Source organism: Streptomyces sp. NPDC002784 (assembly GCF_053592135.1).
This window is the reverse complement of sequence record NZ_JBSFVD010000004.1, coordinates 259,746-276,713: the sequence shown is the minus strand read 5'-3', so window position 1 is coordinate 276,713 and position 16,968 is coordinate 259,746. Positions and strand designations below refer to the sequence as shown.

General features: G+C 72.3%; 14 protein-coding genes. 5 read left to right on the top strand and 9 right to left on the bottom strand.

Features of this window, described 5'->3' with window-relative positions:
• Positions 1-55 precede the first annotated feature (55 nt).
• Positions 56-868 carry a helix-turn-helix domain-containing protein gene (locus ACWD1Z_RS11215; RefSeq protein ID WP_451117571.1) on the top strand — a complete coding sequence of 271 codons (813 nt, stop codon included), beginning with the start codon at positions 56-58 and terminating at the stop codon, positions 866-868.
• The gene (locus ACWD1Z_RS11210; RefSeq protein WP_451117569.1) at positions 865-1,059 is read left to right on the top strand and encodes a DUF397 domain-containing protein; all 195 of its coding nucleotides are present in this window, start codon (positions 865-867) and stop codon (positions 1,057-1,059) included. Before ACWD1Z_RS11215 ends, ACWD1Z_RS11210 begins: the two co-directional genes overlap by 4 nt.
• Here ACWD1Z_RS11210 and ACWD1Z_RS11205 read toward each other — a convergent pair.
• Complete coding sequence (locus ACWD1Z_RS11205; protein ID WP_451117568.1) at positions 1,047-4,106, bottom strand: tetratricopeptide repeat protein; 3,060 nt, start codon at positions 4,104-4,106, stop codon at positions 1,047-1,049. The two genes, ACWD1Z_RS11210 and ACWD1Z_RS11205, sit on opposite strands and share 13 nt — an antisense overlap.
• Before the next feature lie 96 nt (positions 4,107-4,202).
• Here ACWD1Z_RS11205 and ACWD1Z_RS11200 point away from each other — a divergent pair, with 96 nt between their 5' ends.
• On the top strand, positions 4,203-4,700 hold the full coding sequence (locus ACWD1Z_RS11200) for a DUF2165 domain-containing protein (protein WP_451117566.1): 498 nt from the start codon (positions 4,203-4,205) through the stop codon (positions 4,698-4,700).
• A gap of 30 nt (positions 4,701-4,730) precedes the next feature.
• Here ACWD1Z_RS11200 and ACWD1Z_RS11195 read toward each other — a convergent pair whose 3' ends face one another.
• Genes ACWD1Z_RS11195 through ACWD1Z_RS11185 form a run of 3 tightly spaced genes read right to left on the bottom strand, consistent with a single transcriptional unit; the run spans position 4,731 to position 8,805 of the window.
• The gene (locus ACWD1Z_RS11195) at positions 4,731-5,288 is read right to left on the bottom strand and encodes a hypothetical protein (RefSeq protein WP_451117850.1); all 558 of its coding nucleotides are present in this window, start codon (positions 5,286-5,288) and stop codon (positions 4,731-4,733) included.
• A 53-nt stretch (positions 5,289-5,341) separates the two neighbouring features.
• The gene (locus ACWD1Z_RS11190) at positions 5,342-7,927 is read right to left on the bottom strand and encodes a bifunctional FO biosynthesis protein CofGH (protein ID WP_451117564.1); all 2,586 of its coding nucleotides are present in this window, start codon (positions 7,925-7,927) and stop codon (positions 5,342-5,344) included.
• Positions 7,928-7,956: 29 nt separating this feature from the next.
• Positions 7,957-8,805: a TIGR03619 family F420-dependent LLM class oxidoreductase gene (locus tag ACWD1Z_RS11185; protein ID WP_451117563.1), complete on the bottom strand. Its 849-nt coding sequence runs from the start codon at positions 8,803-8,805 to the stop codon at positions 7,957-7,959.
• A 69-nt stretch (positions 8,806-8,874) separates the two neighbouring features.
• On the opposite strand from ACWD1Z_RS11185, the gene ACWD1Z_RS11180 reads away from it, so the two are divergent.
• On the top strand, positions 8,875-10,386 hold the full coding sequence (locus tag ACWD1Z_RS11180) for a CehA/McbA family metallohydrolase (RefSeq protein ID WP_451117561.1): 1,512 nt from the start codon (positions 8,875-8,877) through the stop codon (positions 10,384-10,386).
• 3 nt (positions 10,387-10,389) lie between these two features.
• Here ACWD1Z_RS11180 and ACWD1Z_RS11175 read toward each other — a convergent pair whose 3' ends face one another.
• Positions 10,390-11,169, bottom strand: a complete 780-nt coding sequence (locus tag ACWD1Z_RS11175) for an endonuclease/exonuclease/phosphatase family protein (protein ID WP_451117560.1) — start codon at positions 11,167-11,169, stop codon at positions 10,390-10,392.
• Between the two features lie 121 nt (positions 11,170-11,290).
• Between ACWD1Z_RS11175 and ACWD1Z_RS11170 the strand changes: the two genes are divergently transcribed.
• Positions 11,291-11,683: a nitroreductase/quinone reductase family protein gene (locus ACWD1Z_RS11170; RefSeq protein ID WP_451117558.1), complete on the top strand. Its 393-nt coding sequence runs from the start codon at positions 11,291-11,293 to the stop codon at positions 11,681-11,683.
• 1 nt (position 11,684) lies between these two features.
• Here ACWD1Z_RS11170 and ACWD1Z_RS11165 read toward each other — a convergent pair whose 3' ends face one another.
• From ACWD1Z_RS11165 to ACWD1Z_RS11150, 4 genes are all read right to left on the bottom strand, one after another.
• Positions 11,685-13,130 carry an aldehyde dehydrogenase family protein gene (locus tag ACWD1Z_RS11165; protein ID WP_451117556.1) on the bottom strand — a complete coding sequence of 482 codons (1,446 nt, stop codon included), beginning with the start codon at positions 13,128-13,130 and terminating at the stop codon, positions 11,685-11,687.
• Positions 13,127-14,860, bottom strand: coding sequence for an N-acyl-D-amino-acid deacylase family protein (locus ACWD1Z_RS11160; RefSeq protein ID WP_451117554.1), 1,734 nt, complete (start codon positions 14,858-14,860; stop codon positions 13,127-13,129). Before ACWD1Z_RS11160 ends, ACWD1Z_RS11165 begins: the two co-directional genes overlap by 4 nt.
• 96 nt (positions 14,861-14,956) lie before the next feature.
• The gene (locus ACWD1Z_RS11155) at positions 14,957-16,075 is read right to left on the bottom strand and encodes an LLM class flavin-dependent oxidoreductase (RefSeq protein WP_451117553.1); all 1,119 of its coding nucleotides are present in this window, start codon (positions 16,073-16,075) and stop codon (positions 14,957-14,959) included.
• 113 nt (positions 16,076-16,188) lie between these two features.
• On the bottom strand, positions 16,189-16,959 hold the full coding sequence (locus ACWD1Z_RS11150; protein ID WP_451117551.1) for an SDR family NAD(P)-dependent oxidoreductase: 771 nt from the start codon (positions 16,957-16,959) through the stop codon (positions 16,189-16,191).
• Positions 16,960-16,968 lie beyond the last annotated feature (9 nt).

The window sequence follows — 16,968 nt, the reverse complement described above, 5'->3', positions numbered from 1 at the left end:
CCGGTTTTCCTGGTTCCCGTCACTCAGCGTGGTCGTTCTCTCTACGCTGAGCGGCATGGAGGACGAGGAGGCCGAGGCCGTACTCAAGACGGTCGGTCGGCAGATCAAGTTGTGGCGCGAGGCCGCCGGGCTGAAGCAGACGGAACTCGGGGACGCGATCGGGTACGGCGGGGACATGGTGTCGGCCGTGGAGCGGGGGAAGCGGATCCCGAAACCCGACTTCCTGGACAGGACCGATGAGGTGACCGGGGCGGGCGGCAAGGTCTCCGCGATGAAGAAGGACGTGGAGGAGGCCCGGTACCCGAAGAACGTGCGGGATCTTGCGAAGTTGGAGGATGAGGCGGTCGAGCTGGGGGCGTACGCCAACCACAACATGCACGGCCTGCTCCAGACCCCGGAGTACGCGCGGGCGTTGTTCGCTATGCGGCGTCCCGCGTATTCCGAGGACGAAATCGAGCGCCAGGTCGCAGCACGTACGGCCCGGCAACGCGTCTTCGAGCGGACGCCCGCCCCTCAGCTCACGTTTGTCCAGGAAGAGGTGACGCTGCTGCGGCCGATCGGCGGCAGAATGGTGCTACGGCGGCAGCTCGAACACCTGTTGGAGATCAGCGCGTTGAGGCACGTCGCGATTCAGGTCATGCCCACGGACCTTGAGGACCACACGGGCATGGGTGGTCCGCTCCAGTTGCTGAAGCTGCCGGGCGGAAGGACGCTCGGGCATTCCGAGGCGCAGTTGCACAGCCGTGTGATCACTGATCCCCGGGAGGTCCAAATCCTGGAGATGCGCTATGGAATGATCCGGGCACAGGCCCTGCCGCCGCGAGAATCGCTGGCCTTCATCGAGAAAGTCCTGGGAGACGCAACATGACCTCCGCCCTGGAGTGGTTCAAGAGCAGCTACAGCAGCAACGACGGCCCTGAGTGCGTCGAGGTAGCCATATCCCCCACCACCCCCACCACCCCCGCCGTCCACGTCCGTGACTCCAAGGACCCCGACGGCACGCGCCTCGCCTTCACCGGCCACGCCTGGTCCGCGTTCCTCGACGCCTACTCCGCGTAACGCGCCCGCAGCGCGTCCCGCGCCGCGACCACCGTGTCCCGCCTGGGCGCGAGCCTGGACCGGTCGATGCCGTCGCTGTGCAGGAGGATGTCCAGGCAGTCGGCGAGACCGGCGAGGTCGGTCCACTCGTACCGCGTGGCGAGCACCCGCTCCAGCCGGGCGTCCAGCTCGGCCCAGTCCTGGAGTCCGGCGCAGATGACCGCCTCGACGAGGTCGCTCACCCTGCGATAGGCGTCGGAGCCGCGGGCCGAGCGGGCGTAGCGCCTCCACAGGGGCCGGGCGGCCGTCACTCCCGCCTCTCCGCTCGCGGCCAGGGCCAGGTTCAGCGCGCCGTCGAACTCGTCGAGCAGGCAGAGCCGTTCGGCTTCCTGCCGGGCGCTTGCCCAGTCCCCCGTCCGCAGGTGCACTTCGCAGCGGGTGTCGTCGTCGTCCAGCTCCGCCAGCGCCTCCTCGAACCGGCCGCCCCACACGTGCAGTTGGGCGACTTTCCGACGGGCCCACGCGAGGTCGGAACCGATCGTCCGGTAGCGATCGAGGTCCGAGCGCGCCTGGTCCAGCCGGCCGACGGCGAGGCTCATCGTGATCCTGTTGGCGAGGGCCCACCCGTCGTCCGGGTCCAGTTCCACCGCACGGTGCGCGTCGGCGAGCGCTGCCTCGAACCTGCCCAGGCGGCACAGTGCCCTGGAGCGGTGCACCAGCGCCCAGAGGTACTCCGGGAAGAGTTCGAGCGCTCTGTCCAGGTCGGCCACGGCGTCCTCGTAGCGCTCGTGCTGGGCGTGCAGGGCCCCTCGGCTGGCGTACACGGAGGCGTAGGTGTCGTCCAGGTCGATGGCACGCCGGTAGTCGGCGAGCGCCTCCTCCTCCCGGCCCGCCGCGCTGAGCGCGTCGCCGCGCTCGCACAGGATCCAGGCCGTGTCGGGAGCGAGGGCCACGGCGCGGTCGAGATCGGCCAGTTGAGGCTCGCGTTCGCCGCGCGAGCGTCGTACCCGCGCCCGGCGCACCAGGGCCCAGACGAAGTCCGGGGCAAGGGTGAGCGCCTGGTCCAGGTCCGCGAGGGCGAGGTCGGTCTGCCCCAGGGCGTGCTGGACGACACCCCTGGCCGCCCAGGCGGTGGGCCTCGTCCGGTCCAGCTCGACGGCCCGGTCCAGGTCGCGCAGCGCGGCCTCGTGGTCGCCGAGGATGCGGTGGTAGTCGCCGCGTACGGCGAGGATCTCGGCGCCTTCGGGGTCCAGTGCGTGGGCCCGGTCCAGGTCCTCGACGGCCGCCGCGTAGTCGCCGAGGTGAGCGCGGGCGCTTCCCCGGCCGAAGTGGGCGGAGGCCAGCTCACCGTCCAGGGCGATCGCGCGGTCGTACTCCAGCACCGCCCGCTCGTACCGGCCGTCCGCCCGGAGGATCCTGCCGCGCGTCGCGTGCGCGACCGCCCGGCGACCGGCATCGAGGTCCGCCCGGTCGATCAGCAGGCCCAGCGCGGTCACCGTGTTCGCCTCGTCCAGGGCGTCCAGCAGGTCCCGGCCCCAGCGGGCCACCGCCGCGGCCTGGGTGTCCTCCCCCGCCTCGGCCAGCATCCGGCCCCACCGCCGCGCTTCCTCAGGACCCCGCCCACAGGCGAGCACCACGTCCCGCAGCACGCCGGGCAGTGCCGCCTGCTCCCGCGCGCACAGCCGGTGATACCCCTCCGCCAGCCGCAGTTCCCGCCACCTCCTGTCGGTCCAGGGGTCGCGCAGCTCGCCCTCTCTCTCCTCCCGCCAGGTCGCGAAGGTCCGCGCCAGCCGCTCGTGCCGTTCCGCCCAGCCCCGGGGCGACCGGCGGCGTTCCAGGCGGAGCATCGGCGCCCGTACGACGTCGTGGTACTGCGCCCGGTCTCCCCGCTCGCTGACGAACGGCATCCCGCGCAGCCAGTCGTACAGCGCCGGAGCCTCCTCGTCCGCGCAGTCCACGGCCGCACGGAACACGTCGGCGTCCAGGAACCGGGGCAGCGCGCACTCCACCGCGGCCCTCCGCCGTGCGGGGTCCGGCTCCCACCGCAGGAAGCGCTCCACGGCGGTAGCGCTGAGGTCTCCCACGTCGTCCGGGTCGGCCGGGCGGGACTCGGCGAGGGTGGACACCAGCACGGGCAGACCGCCGGAGAGCCGCAGCACCTCGGCGACCACCGGCTCGGCCCGGACGCCCCGGTCGGCGAGCAGGCCGCGCGCCTCCGCCTCCGTGAAGGGGCCGAGCGGCAGGTCGGTCATGAAGTCCGCGAAGCCGCCCCAGCGGCCGGTGTCGAAGGGGCGCTGCCCGGAGGTCACCACGACCACGTCGGCGGGGAGTTCGCCGTACCGGTCGGTGGTCATCAGGTCGTGCAGCCAGCCGTCGAGGAAGGCCCCGGTGCGCTCGTAGGTGTCGAAGAAGAGGACCAGCCAGGGTGCCGCGGAGGTGACGTCCGCCAGCTCGTCCAGGAACTTGGGGGTGAGGACCCGCTCCGGGGCGAGCACCAGCTGCAGGTCCTCCTGGTCGCGGAAGCGTGCGCTCAGGCGGGCCTTCAGGCGGGCGGCGCCCTCCGCCAGGCGGTCGGAGTCCACGGCGCCCATGAAGGGTCCGGCCACCGGGACCGCCAGACCGAGCCCCGCCAGACCGAGCCGGACCGCCGTCGCGGCCACCGGGGACGGGCCCTCCGGCGCCGGTTCCAGGGCGGCAAGCTCGGCCTCCGCCTCATGGCGCCGTTCGCGGTGCGCGGTGAGCGCCTCCTCCAGTTTCTTCAACCGGTGGCCCTGTGCGGCGAGTTGCTGGCAGATCGCCGCCATGGCCTCCGGCACGCTGCCGCAGCCCTCGTCCACATAGGCCGTCAGCGCCCCGCGGTCCCGGGCGAGCTGCTCCAACTCCCGGACCAGGAACGTCTTTCCGACTCCGGCGTTGCCGTGCACATGGAACAGGAACCGGTGCCGTTCGTCCTCGGCGGGCAGGTCCAAATTCTCCCGGAACGCGGCCCGTTCATCGACGCGGCCCACGAACCCGGCCCGCCGGTGTCGCCGGATCAGCTCCTGCATCGACGGCCGCGTCGGTCTCATCGCCGGTCCAACTCCCCTGCCACGGACGGGATTGCCGTCTCCATTCTGGCTCAATGGATCTGGATCACACCGGCCGCAGCGGGGAAGATTGCGGTCATGGCATCGACACCTCCACGCGGCGCTCTCCGCCTCACCGCCACCCTGCTCACCGCGAGCGTCGCGCTCTACATGGCGCTGGTCGCCTTCGGGAACATCACGGACTTCGGGACGAATCAGCAGTTCGTCCGGCATGTCCTCGCGATGGACACCACGTTCAAGGACGACGACCTGATGTGGAGGGCCATCACCAGCAAGGGCCTTCAGGACACCGCGTACGTCGCGATCATCGTCTGGGAGACCCTGGCCGCGCTCGTCCTCATATACGGCACCTGGCTGTGGTTCCGCCGCGGCGACCACGAGGCCCGGCGCTGGTCGACGTACGGCCTGCTCATGGTCATGCTGCTGTTCGGCGCCGGGTTCATCGCGATCGGCGGCGAGTGGTTCGCGATGTGGCAGTCCGGTGACTGGAACGGCCTCGACGCGGCGACGCGGGTCTTCGTGTTCAGCGGAATCGTCCTGCTCGTCAACCAGCTGCCCGGATCCACCGAGCCCTAGCCGGACCTCGTCCTCGTTTCCCCCGGTTCCCTACTCGACGACCGTCACGGTCGTTCCCGCCGTCCCGAACGCCCACAGCGCAGAGCCGTCCCCCGCCTTCATCCGGACACCGCCCGTCCGGGCGCCGGCCTCCGGCGGGGGCGGTGAGGAGCCGTCCACGGCGTTGGAGAAGGCGACGTTCACGCCGGACTTCGCGGCGAAGTACACCACGTGTTCGATCTCCACGCCGTCCGAGCCCGTCGTCGCCTCGGTGCGGGTGCCGACCTGGTAGCTGCCCGGGTCGGGGTCGACCGTGCCGGGCCACACCGTGAAGGTGCGGCGGGTGGCGTCGCTCGCGTCGATCAGCCACACCCGCTGCTGGCCGAGCGAGTACACGATCCGGCGGCCCGTCCCCGAACCGTCCGGCACCCGGACCGGCTGCGCGGACTCGGTCGCCTTCGGCGTGGGGGTGGCCGGGGCGGAGGCGCTCGGCGGGCCGGCCGTGGGCTTCGCGCCCTGGTCCGCCTGTACGGCGAGGGCGACGACCACGGCTGTCGCCCCGACCGTCAGACCGGTCACCCAGACCTTCGGGGCAGGCACGGCACGGATCTCCTCAGCTCACCGACAGGGTCGGATCATCGTACTGCGACGCACCCCACGGGCTACTCCAGCACCGGCAGCAGCTCGGGAAGATGCCCGTCCGAGGCGGCCGCCGCCCGCTGGCGTTCCTCCGGGACCTCGCCGTAGAGGGTGGTGCGGGGGCGGGCCGGGCGCCCCGCCGCCGCCGCCACCGCGATCAGGTCCTTGACCGACTTGTAGGAGCCGTAGGAGGAGCCCGCCATCCGGGAGATCGTCTCCTCCATCAGCGTGCCGCCCAGGTCGTTGGCGCCCGAGCGCAGCATCTGCGCCGCGCCCTCCGCGCCGAGCTTCACCCAGCTCGTCTGGATGTTGGGGATCCAGGGGTGCAGCAGGAGCCGGGCCATCGCCGTCACCGCCCGGTTGTCCCGCACGGTCGGTCCGGGCCGCGCGATTCCGGCCAGGTAGACGGGCGCGTTGGTGTGGATGAACGGCAGCGTCACGAACTCGGTGAAGCCGCCGGTCCGCCGCTGGATGCCGGCCAGCGTCCTGAGGTGGCCCAGCCAGTGGCGCGGCTGGTCGACGTGGCCGTACATCATCGTCGACGAGGACCTGATGCCCAGCTCGTGCGCCGTCGTGATCACCTCGATCCAGGTGGCCGTGGGCAGCTTGCCCTTGGTCAGGATCCAGCGGACCTCGTCGTCGAGGATCTCGGCGGCCGTGCCGGGGATCGAGTCCAGGCCGGCCTCCTTCGCCGCGGTCAGCCATTCGCGGATCGACAGTCCGGTGCGGGTGGCGCCGTTCACCACCTCCATCGGGGAGAAGGCGTGCACATGCATGCCGGGGACGCGGGACTTCACCGCCTTCGCGATGTCGAAGTACGCCGTCCCCGGCAGGTCCGGGTGGATGCCGCCCTGCATGCAGACCTCCACCGCGCCCACCTCCCACGCCTGTCGGGCGCGGTCGGCGACCTGGTCCAGGGAGAGCGTGTAGGCGTCGGCGTCCGTCCTGCGCTGGGCGAACGCGCAGAACCGGCAGCCGGTGTAGCAGACGTTGGTGAAGTTGATGTTCCGCGTGACGATGTACGTCACGTCGTCGCCGACGGCCGACTTGCGGACGTCGTCGGCGATCCGGCACAGCGCGTCCAGCGCCGGGCCGTCCGCGTGCAGCAGCGCCAGCGCCTCCTCGTCGGTCAGCCTCACCGGGTCGTCCGCCGCCGTCGCCAGGGCGGCCCGGACGTCGGTGTCGATGCGCTGCGGCACCATCCCGGGGGCGGCGGCCTCGCGCAGGGCGCCCCAGTCGCCGTACACCTCGTCGAAGTCGTCGCGGCGGTCGGCGGTGCGGCCCTCGGTGTCGATCGTGGCGTGCAGATCCGTACGGCCCGACGCCTCGAAGACCTCCTCCGGCTCCTGCCAGGGATGCCCCTCGACGACGGCGTCCGGGCGCGCGAGCCCGGTCAGCGGGTCCGCCAGCGCCGCCACGTGCGGGCGCAGCCGCGGGTCCAGCCAGGGCTCGCCGCGCCGCACGAACTCCGGGTACACGCACAGGCGTTCACACAGCTCGAAGCCGGCCGTGCGGGACCGCTCGGCCAGCTCCTCGATCTGCGGCCAGGGCCGCTCGGGGTTCACATGGTCGATGGTCAGCGGGGAGACGCCGCCCCAGTCGTCGATCCCGGCGCCGATGAGCCGCTCGTACTCGGAGTCGACCAGGTTGGGCGGGGCCTGGAGACAGGCGCTAGGGCCCATGAGGTGCCGGGCGACGGCCACCGTCGCGACCAGCTCGTCGAGTTCGGCGTCCGGCATGCCCCGCATCGCCGTGTCCGGCTTGGCGCGGAAGTTCTGGATGATCAGTTCCTGGATGCCGTGGTAGGCGCGGGCGATCTTCCTCAGCGCGAAGAGGGACTCGGCGCGTTCCTCGTACGTCTCGCCGATCCCGATCAGGATGCCGGAGGTGAACGGGACGGACGAACGGCCCGCGTCCTCCAGCACCCGCAGCCGGACCGCCGGTTCCTTGTCCGGGGAGCCGTGGTGCGGGCCGCCGGGCTCGGACCAGAGCCGGGTCGCCGTGGTCTCCAGCATCATGCCCATGGAGGGCGCGACGGGCTTCAGGCGCTGGAAGTCGGTCCAGCTCATGACGCCCGGGTTGAGGTGGGGCAGCAGGCCCGTCTCCTCCAGGATGCGGACGGAGACGGCGCGGACGTAGGCGATGGTGTCGTCGTAGCCGTGGGCGTCCAGCCACTCCCGGGCCTCGGGCCAGCGGTCCTCGGGCTTGTCGCCGAGGGTGATCAGGGCTTCCTTGCAGCCGAGCGCGGCGCCCTTGCGGGCTATGTCGAGGACCTCGTCCGGGGACATGAACATCCCGTGCCCGGAGCGGCGCAGCTTGCCGGGCACGGTGACGAAGGTGCAGTAGTGGCACTTGTCCCGGCACAGCCGGGTGAGGGGGATGAAGACGCTCTTCGAGTACGTGATCACCCCGGGGCGGCCCGCCGCCTCCAGGCCCGCGTCCCGGACCCGGGCGGCGGACGCGGTGAGGTCGTCGAGGGCCTCGCCGCGGGCCTGGAGGAGGACGGCCGCCTCATCGACGTCGAGGGCGACGCCGTCCCGGGCCCGTTTCAGGGCGCGACGCAGGGAGTTCTCGGTCGGGCCGGTTCCGGAGGTCACCGCAGTCGTCATCCTTCGAGCATACGGTCGAGGTGATCAGGTCAGCCGAGACAGGCGGCGAGACCGTCCAGGGCCCGCAGCACCTCCGCCTCCCCCGCGGCCGGCAACTGCGCGACGACCTCCTCGATGCCGAGGTCCGCGAAGTGCGCCAGCTTCCCGGGGGCCGGGTGGACGGCGTAGGGCACGATCTGGAGGGCGGCGGGGTCGCGGCCCGCGTCGGCCCACGCGCCGCGCAGCACCGGCAGCGACTGGGACAGTCCCCGGCCGCCGATGGGCATCCAGCCGTCGGCGTACTCGCAGATGTGCGTGAAGAGCCTGGGTCCGGCGGCGCCGCCGACGAGCGTGCGCGGGCCGACGACCGGGCCGCGCGGCTTGCGCACCGGCTTGGGGTGGGCGAAGGAGGCCCGCACGCTTCCGAACTCGCCCTGGTAGGCGGTGGGTTCGTCCGCCCACAGGGCGCGCATCAACGCCATCCGGTCCCGGACGAGTTCGCGCCGGGTGCGCCACTGGACGCCGTGGTCGGCGGCCTCCTCCACGTTCCAGCCGAAGCCGACGCCGAGGGTGAGACGTCCCGCGCAGAGGTGGTCGACGGTGGCGATCTGCTTGGCCAGGGCGACCGGGTCGTGCTGGGCGACCAGCGTGATGCCGGTGCCCAGGCCGAGCCGCTCGGTCACCGCGGCGGCCTGGCCGAGGGCGACGAAGGGGTCGAGGGTACGGCCGTACTCGCGCGGCAGCTCGCCGCCGGCCGGGTACGGGGTGGTCCGCTCGACGGGGATGTGGGTGTGCTCGGGCAGATACAGCCCGGCGAAGCCACGCTGCTCCAGCTCGCGGGCGAGCCGGGTCGGGGCGATCGTCTCGTCGGTGAGGAAGATCGTGACGGAGAGGCGCATGTCCCATCTGTACCGGGGGTGCCCCGAGAAGTCGATGCGTGTTCACGCCCGCGGGGAAGACTCCCGGGCATGTGTGACGACGACGCAAGGCTCGGAAGACGCGCCCTGTTCGTGACCGGCGCCGCGGCGGCACTCACGGTGGGGAGCGTGGCCTTCGCGAGAGGGGCGGACGACATGTACCACACCGAGACCCGCACGGTCCGCGGGACACTGCCGCCCGGCTCGCCCGATTTCGTGTACGTCCCCGTCGAAGTACCCGACGGCGTCCGGGAGATCAGGGTCTCCTACACCTATGACCGCCCGGCCGTGCCCGCCGGCACCCCCGGCAACGCCCTCGACATCGGCCTCTTCGACGAACACGGCACCGCGCTGGGCGGCAAGGGCTTCCGCGGCTGGTCCGGCGGCGCCCGCACCGAGTTCTTCGTCCGTGCCGACGACGCGACCCCCGGCTACCTCCCCGGCCCGGTGAACGAGGGCACCTGGCACATCGCCCTCGGCCCCTACACCGTCGCCCCCCAGGGCCTGGCCTACGAGCTGACGGTCACGCTCTCCTACGGCGAGCAGGGCGCCGTGGCCGAGCCGGTGTACCCGCCCGAGCGGGCCAGGGGGCGCGGCCGGGCCTGGTACCGCGGCGACTGCCATCTGCACTCCTGGTACTCCGACGGCCGCCGCACCCCCGCCGAGATCGCCGGGCTCGCCCGGGCCGCGGGCCTGGACTTCATCAACAGCTCCGAGCACAACACGCACTCCGCGCACGCCCATTGGGCCGATGTCGCGGGCGACGACCTCCTGGTGCTGCTGGGCGAGGAGGTCACCACCCGCAACGGCCACCTCCTGGCGCTCGGCACGGATCCCGGCACCTTCGTCGACTGGCGCTACCGGGCCCGCGACCACCGCTTCGGCAGGTTCGCCCGCCGGATCCGCGCGGCCGGCGGTCTGGTCGTACCGGCCCATCCGCACGCCACCTGCATCGGCTGCACCTGGAAGTTCGGCTTCGGCGAAGCGGACGCGGTGGAGGTGTGGAACGGCCCGTACACCCCCGACGACGAGGTGGCGCTGGCCGACTGGGACGGGATGCTGGTGGCGTCCGTGCGGGCGGGGCGGGACTGGATCCCGGCCATGGGCAACAGCGACGCCCACCGGGACCCGGACCCCGTGGGCTCGCCGCAGACGGTGGTGCTCGCCGACGAGTTGAGCCGGGAGGCCGTCCTGGCGGGGATCCGCGCGGGGCGGTCGTACGTCGCCGAGTCCCGGCACGTGTCCCTGGCCTTCACCGCGGCCGGCGGGCGGGGGCGGCACGCGGGGATCGGGGAGCGGCTGCGGGTGGACCGGGACACGCCGGTGACGGTGCGGCTGGAGGTCACGGGGGCGCCGCGGTGCCAGGTCCGCTTCGTCACGGATCAGGGGGTGCTGTTCACCAGCGGGCCGCTGCCGGTGACCGGGAGCGGGACGGTGGAGTGGCGGACGACGCCTTCGTACGCGGCCTATGTGCGGGCGGAGGTACGGCACGAGGCGGTCCTGGCGCCGCTGCCGGGGGCGTTGGCGGCGTTCACCAATCCCATCTTCCTGGGGCGCGACTAGCGCCTAGGGCGCCTGGAGGTCGAGGTCCGCCACGACGGCCGTGTGGTCGGAGGGCCAGACCCCGTCCACCGGGCGGTCCCCGGCCCGGTGCACCTGCCGTACGGACCCCGGCCCGCCCAGAAGGACGTGGTCGATCCGCGCCCCCTGCCGGGGACCGCCCGGGTTGTACGGCAGCTCCGGGTCCCAGGCCCAGGTCGCGGCCGGGGCGGTCGGGTCGGCCCGCGTCCAGGCGTCGCGGAAGTCGCGCCGCAGGAGGCGCAGTTCGGGGGCGTCCGGCTCGGCGTTGAAGTCGCCGGTGACGATCACGGTGCCGTCGCGGCGGGCGAACTCGGCTAGTGCGGCGGCCTGTTGGCGGCGTACGGCTCCGGCGTTCGGCACGGACGTCAGGTGCGCGGTGACGAAGGACACCGGGCCCGTGCGCGCGTACAGGCCGAGCCGCCCGTCGTCGAGCTCGGGCGGCACGGGCAGCCGCAGGACCTCCGCCTCCTCGGCCGGCCAGCGGCTCAGCACGGCGGTGCCGATGTCCACCGACGGGTCGCCGATCCGCCGCCGCCAGCGCTCCGGGGCCGGGGAGGCCGCCCAGGTCCAGTGCAGGCCCAGCTCGTCCGCCAGCCACTCGGCGAGGTTCTCCCCGTCGGCGGCCCACACCTCCTGCAGGCCCACGAGGTCGGGCCGCAGGTCGCGCAGCACGGAGCGGATCGCCTTCTGCCGTTCACGCCACGGCCCGAACCGCCACCACAGGTTCCAGGTCACCACGCGCACGGCCACCCACCCCTCGGTCATGGCACCGTCAAGGGCACCATTAAAGGGGGCGCGGTTGAACCGTGAGTCGACGGACTCGCGAAACACAGGTGAACGCGCCCGCACACCGCCGTACCGGCCGATGACAGGAGTCCTGCCGACCATGTCCCGCAGCATCGAGCGCAAGTACCGGACCGCCAGGGCCTTTCAGCGCCGGCTCAACGCCGTCATGCGCCGCCTGCCGCAGCACACCCTGCTGGAGACCACGGGCCGCACGTCGGGCCTGCCCCGCCGCACTCCGGTCGGCGGCCGCCGGATCGGTGACTCCTTCTGGCTGGTCTCGGAGTTCGGCGAGCGGTCGCAGTACGTGCGCAACATCCTGGCCGACCCGAAGGTACGGGTCCGCGTCCACGGCCGCTGGCACGAGGGCACGGCCCACCTGATGCCGGAGGACGACCCGGTGGCGCGGCTGCGGACCCTGCCCCGCTTCAACAGCGCGGCGGTCCGCCTGATCGGCGCGCAACTGCTGACCGTGCGGGTGGACCTGGTGGACTGAGCTACCCGGGCCAGACGATCGACTGCACCTCGCCGTAGGCGTGCAGGGCGTAGGAGCCGACGTCGCGGCCGACGCCGCTCTTCTTGAAGCCGCCGAACGGCGCCTCCATGTTCCGGCCGACCGTGTTGACGCCCACGCCTCCGGCCCTGAGCCGCCGGGCGACCCGGAAGGCCCTCGCCACGTCCCCCGACCAGACGTAGTCGATCAGCCCGTAGTCGGAGTCGTTGGCGAGGGCGACCCCCTCGTCCTCCTCGTCGAAGGGGACCACCGCGACGACCGGGCCGAAGATCTCCTCGCGGGCGACGGTCATGTCGTTGGAGCAGTCCGCGAGAAGGGTCGGGCTGACATAGAACCCCCGCTCCAGCGGCGGCCGTTCGCCACCGGTCACCACGACCGCGCCCTCTTTGCGCCCGGTCTCCACGTAGGACTCCACCCGCTCCCGGTGCGCCGCGGAGATCACCGGCCCGACCACGGTGTCCGGCCGCCTGGGATCACCCACCTTCAACCGGCTCGCATAAGAGGCCAGTTGCTCGACCAGCCGGTCGTACACCCCCCGCTGCGCCAGCACCCGGGTCGGCGCCGTGCAGATCTGCCCGCTGTAGAAGGAGAACGTCGTCCCGATCCCGGCCACCGCCGAGCCGAGGTCCGCGTCGTCGAAGACGAGCGCCGCGCCCTTCCCGCCCAGCTCCATCAGCTGGCGCTTCATGCCCCGCCCGCACACCTCGGCGATCCGGCGTCCGACGGCCGTGGAGCCGGTGAAGCTCACCATGTCGACGTCCGCGGAGGCGACCACCGCCTCCCCCACCGCCACCGAGGCCCCGGAGACCACGTTGACCACCCCCGGCGGCACCCCGGCCGCCTCCAGCACCTCCGCCATCCGGTACACGGACAGGGGGTCCTGCGGGGCGGGCTTCACCACCACGGTGTTGCCCATCGCCAGCGCGGGGGCGATCTTGCCCGCCGCGTTGGCCCACGGGTTGTTGTACGAGGAGACGCAGGCGACGACCCCGACGGGCTGCCGCACGGCCAGCGCGCCCATCACCCCGGCCCGCCCCATCGGCCCGGCCTCGTTGATCTGCGGCGGGACGGCCCACTCGGCGGGCTCCACGCGCGCGTACCGCTGGAAGCGGGCGGCGGCCACCCCGACCTGCATCCCGCGCGCGGTGCCGGTCGTGGCGCCGGTCTCGGCCTGGGCCAGCGCGGCGTACGGCACCAGCCGGTCCCGGATCAGCCGGGCGGCCCGGCCGAGGATCGCGGCCCGCTCCTCGGGCGCCGTCCGCGACCAGGGCCCGAACGCCTCCCGGGCCGCAGCACAGGCCGCGCGCGCCTGCTCCGGCGTGGCCTCGGGAGCCGGACCGACGGTGCCCTCGGTCGCCGGGTCGAGGACGTCGTAGAAGCCGCCCTCGGGTTCCGCCCACGACCCCCCGAGGAACAACCGCTGCGTCACCGGGTGCTCACCGTCCGGGTGTCCCGCCCGGACCGCAGCACCTTCCCCGGCACCGCGCCGGTCACCACGTCGTCCCGGATCGCCGCGACCCCGTTGACCCACACGGCGTGCACCCCGAGGGCCTTGGAGTCCAGGCGCGGGCTGTCACCCGGCAGGTCGTGCACCAGGGTGGCCGTGCCGGCGCCGATCCGTTCCGGGTCGAAGAGCACCAGGTCCGCATGGAATCCCTCCCTCACCCGCCCCCGCTCGCGCAGCCCGAAGAGCCGGGCCGGGTCGTCGGTCAGCATCCGCACGGCCTGCTCCAGACCGACCAGCTTCCGTCCGCGCAGACAGTCACCGAGGAAGCGCGTCGTGTACGGCGCCCCGCACATCCGGTCCAGGTGCGCCCCCGCGTCCGAGCCGCCGAGCAGGACGTCCTCGTGCTGCCAGGTCCGGGCCCGCAGCGCCCAGGATTCGGGGTCGTTGTCGGGCGGCATGGGCCACAGCACGGTCCGCAGCTCGTCGTTGGCGCAGATCTCGACCAGGCAGGCGAACGGGTCCTGCCCCCGTTCGGCCGCGATGTCCCGCACCACCCGGCCCGTGAGCCCGCGGTTCGTCTCGCTGTAGGTGTCGCCGATGACGTACCGCCCGAAGTCCGCGAGCCGCCGGAAGACGCCGGCCTCCTTGGAGGCGGCGCGCTCCAGCATCCCGGCGCGGACCGCGGGGTCCCGCAGCCGGGCGATCCGCTCCGGCACGGGCAGCCCCAGGACCGGCCCCCACCCGGGGATCAGGTTCAGCGCGCAGAAGGTGCCCAGGGACATGTTCATCGGGGTCAGGATCGGCATGGTCAGCGCGACGACCCGGCCACCGGCCTTCCGGGCCCGCTCGCTCGCGAGGAGCTGCCGGGGCACCCGCTCGGGCACGGCGGCGTCGATGGTCAGCACGTTCCAGTTCAGGGGCCGTCCGGCCGCCGCGCTCATCTCCGCGAACAGCTCGATCTCGGCGTCGCTGAACTGGTCGAGGCACCCGGCGACGATCGCCTCGATCTGCGTCCCCTCGTGCTCCCCGACGGCCCTGGACAGGGCGAGCAGTTCCGCGGGCCGCGCGTGCCGGGAGGCGACCGGCTGCCCGTCCCCGTCGGAGTGCGTGGACGACTGGGTGGTGGAGAACCCCCAGGCCCCGGAGTCCATGGCGTCGTGCAGCAGCCGCACCATGGCGTCGAGCTGCTCCCGGCTCGGCTGCCCCCCGACGGCCGCCTCCCCCATCACGTACCGCCGCAGCGCGCAATGCCCCACCATGAACCCGGCGTTCACGGCGATCCGCCCCTCCAGGGCATCGAGGTACTCCCCGAACCCGTGCCAGCTCCAGGGCGCCCCCTCCTCCAGCGCGACCAGCGACATCCCCTCGACCTTGGACATCATGCGCCGCGTGTAGTCGGCGTCCGCGGGCCGCCCGGGATGGAGCGGCGCGAGCGTGAACCCGCAGTTCCCGCCGACGACGGTGGTCACGCCGTGATGGAGGGAGGGCGTGGCGTACGGATCCCAGAATAGCTGGGCGTCGTAGTGGGTATGGGGATCGACGAACCCGGGAGCGAGCACGAGCCCGGCGGCGTCCTCACGGCTGCGGGCATCTTCGGTGACACCGGGGGCGATGACAGCGATACGCCCGTCCCGAATGCCGACGTCGGCGGTGTAGGCGGGGCCACCGGTGCCATCAACAACGGACGCCCCGTGAATGACGTGATCGAGCATGGGGGTTCACCTCCTGGACTAGGGGTGCCGTGTCTTACCCAGGGGCGCGGGGAACTGCGCGACCAGCCACAACGACCCCGCACCCGCCGACGGCGATCAGACACCCCTCCGAAACCGCGTGGTCCGATGAACAGGATCCGTATCGATCTTCGGAATCACGTGCTCCCCGATCAGCCGGATCGTCCGCAGCGTCTCCTCCTTCGGCACCCCCACCGGCAGCCCGAAGCTCAACTGATCCGCCCCCGCCTGCTCCCACCGCTTGCACTGCCGCAGCACCTCATCGGGATCCCCGCAGATCAGCAGCTCCTCCTCGATGAGCACCTCGACGAACTCCTCGGTGTACTCCGGCAACGTCTCCGGCCACACCGGAAACCCCTCGGGCCGGGGAAACGTGTCGTGGTACCGGAAGACGAGCGACGGCAGATAGTGCAGCCCCCCGCTCACGGCCACCCGCACCGCCTCCTCATGCGTAGGGGCACAGATCGCCGTGGTCGTCACCATCACGTTGTCGTTGACGAAGTCCCCGATCGGTTCCGCGTCCACGATCGCCGTCTTGTACTGCTCCAGCACCCACTCCATGTCGGAGACCTTCTGCACGCTGAACCCCAGCACCCCGAGCCCCTTCCGCGCGGCCATGGAGTACGACGGAGGCGACCCGGCGGCGTACCACATCGCGGGGTGGGACTTCCCGTACGGCTTCGGCAGGATCTTCCGCGGCGGCAGCGACCAGTGCTTGCCCTGGAACCCGGCGTACTCGTCCTGGAGCCACATCTTGGGGAACTCGGCGATGGTCTCTTCCCAGATCTCCTTGGTGTGGTTCATGTCCGTGATGCCGGGCAGGAACCCGAGGATCTCGTGCGACCCGGCACCCCGACCGCTGCCGAACTCGAAGCGGTTGCCGGTGAGATGGTCGAGCATGGCCACCTTCTCGGCGACCTTGACCGGGTGGTTGACCTGGGCGAGCGGGTTGAAGATCCCGGAGCCGAGGTGGATCCGCTCGGTGGCGTGGGCCAGGTACCCGAGGAACACGTCGTTCGCGGACAGATGCGAGTACTCCTCCAGGAAGTGGTGTTCGGACGCCCAGGCGTACTTGAAGCCCGCCCGGTCCGCCGCGATCACGTACTCGGTCTCCTCCATCAGCGCCTTGTGCTCGGCGAGCGGATCGGTCTCCGCGCGCCTGCCGACGTATCCCTGTACAAAGAGCCCGAATTCCACGGCGGTTCACCGTCCCCGGTCTGGAGTTCCTGATCTTCCGATCACTTTCTGACGGATCGTCAGATTGCTGACTGTGGCACCGTACGCATGAGGCGTCAATAGCTGACGGCCCGTCAGCCGACCGACACCCCGGCCAGCCATCCGCCGTCGATCACGAACGGCTGCCCGGTGATGTACGAGGAGTCCTCCGAGGTCAGGAAGAGGGCGAGCCGGGCCACCTCCTCGGGCCGCCCGATCCGGCCGAGCGGCACGAGCTTGCGGTACAGCCCGTCCAGTGCCCGTGCCGTCTCCCGCGTGTCCGCCGCCGGGTCCAACTGGGCCGGGTGGGACATCGCGGTGTCGATCGCGCCGGGGCAGATGGCGTTGACGCGGATGCCCCGGGCGGCGAGTTCCAGCGCGGCGACCCGGGTGAGCCCGAGGACGGCGTGCTTGGTGGCCGCGTACGCCCCGACGGCCGCCATCCCCGTCAGCCCGGTGCAGGAGGCGGTGGTGACGATGGTGCCGCCGTCCGCCATCTCGGGCGCGACCGTCCTGATGCCGAGGAAGCAGCCGACCTGGTTGACCCGGACGACCCGCATGAACTCGTCGAGCGGGGTGTCCACCAGGGCGTTGAAGCGCAGGATGCCGGCGTTGGCGACGAGCCCGTCGATCCGCCCGTACGCCTCCTTGGTCCGCCGCACGGCCGCCCGCCACTGCTCCTCCTCGCCCACGTCGAGCCGGACGTACAGCGCCCCGATCTCCTTGGCGAGGGCCTCCCCCTGATCGTCGAGCACGTCCGCCACGACGACCGACGCCCCTTCCTGGCGGAACAGCCGCGCCTCCTGCTCCCCCTGGCCGCGCGCCGCGCCGGTGACGATGACGACCCGTCCGTCCAGCTTGCCCATGTGCCGACT

Excerpts from the sequence above, each read along its gene's own strand:
- ACWD1Z_RS11215 (WP_451117571.1), top strand. The coding sequence starts at position 56 with ATGGAGGACGAGGAGGCCGAGGCCGTACTCAAGACGGTCGGTCGGCAG.
- ACWD1Z_RS11210 (WP_451117569.1), top strand. The coding sequence starts at position 865 with ATGACCTCCGCCCTGGAGTGGTTCAAGAGCAGCTACAGCAGCAACGAC.
- ACWD1Z_RS11205 (WP_451117568.1), bottom strand. The coding sequence starts at position 4,106 with ATGAGACCGACGCGGCCGTCGATGCAGGAGCTGATCCGGCGACACCGG.
- ACWD1Z_RS11200 (WP_451117566.1), top strand. The coding sequence starts at position 4,203 with ATGGCATCGACACCTCCACGCGGCGCTCTCCGCCTCACCGCCACCCTG.
- ACWD1Z_RS11190 (WP_451117564.1), bottom strand. The coding sequence starts at position 7,927 with ATGACGACTGCGGTGACCTCCGGAACCGGCCCGACCGAGAACTCCCTG.
- ACWD1Z_RS11185 (WP_451117563.1), bottom strand. The coding sequence starts at position 8,805 with ATGCGCCTCTCCGTCACGATCTTCCTCACCGACGAGACGATCGCCCCG.
- ACWD1Z_RS11180 (WP_451117561.1), top strand. The coding sequence starts at position 8,875 with ATGTGTGACGACGACGCAAGGCTCGGAAGACGCGCCCTGTTCGTGACC.
- ACWD1Z_RS11175 (WP_451117560.1), bottom strand. The coding sequence starts at position 11,169 with ATGACCGAGGGGTGGGTGGCCGTGCGCGTGGTGACCTGGAACCTGTGG.
- ACWD1Z_RS11170 (WP_451117558.1), top strand. The coding sequence starts at position 11,291 with ATGTCCCGCAGCATCGAGCGCAAGTACCGGACCGCCAGGGCCTTTCAG.
- ACWD1Z_RS11160 (WP_451117554.1), bottom strand. The coding sequence starts at position 14,860 with ATGCTCGATCACGTCATTCACGGGGCGTCCGTTGTTGATGGCACCGGT.
- ACWD1Z_RS11150 (WP_451117551.1), bottom strand. The coding sequence starts at position 16,959 with ATGGGCAAGCTGGACGGACGGGTCGTCATCGTCACCGGCGCGGCGCGC.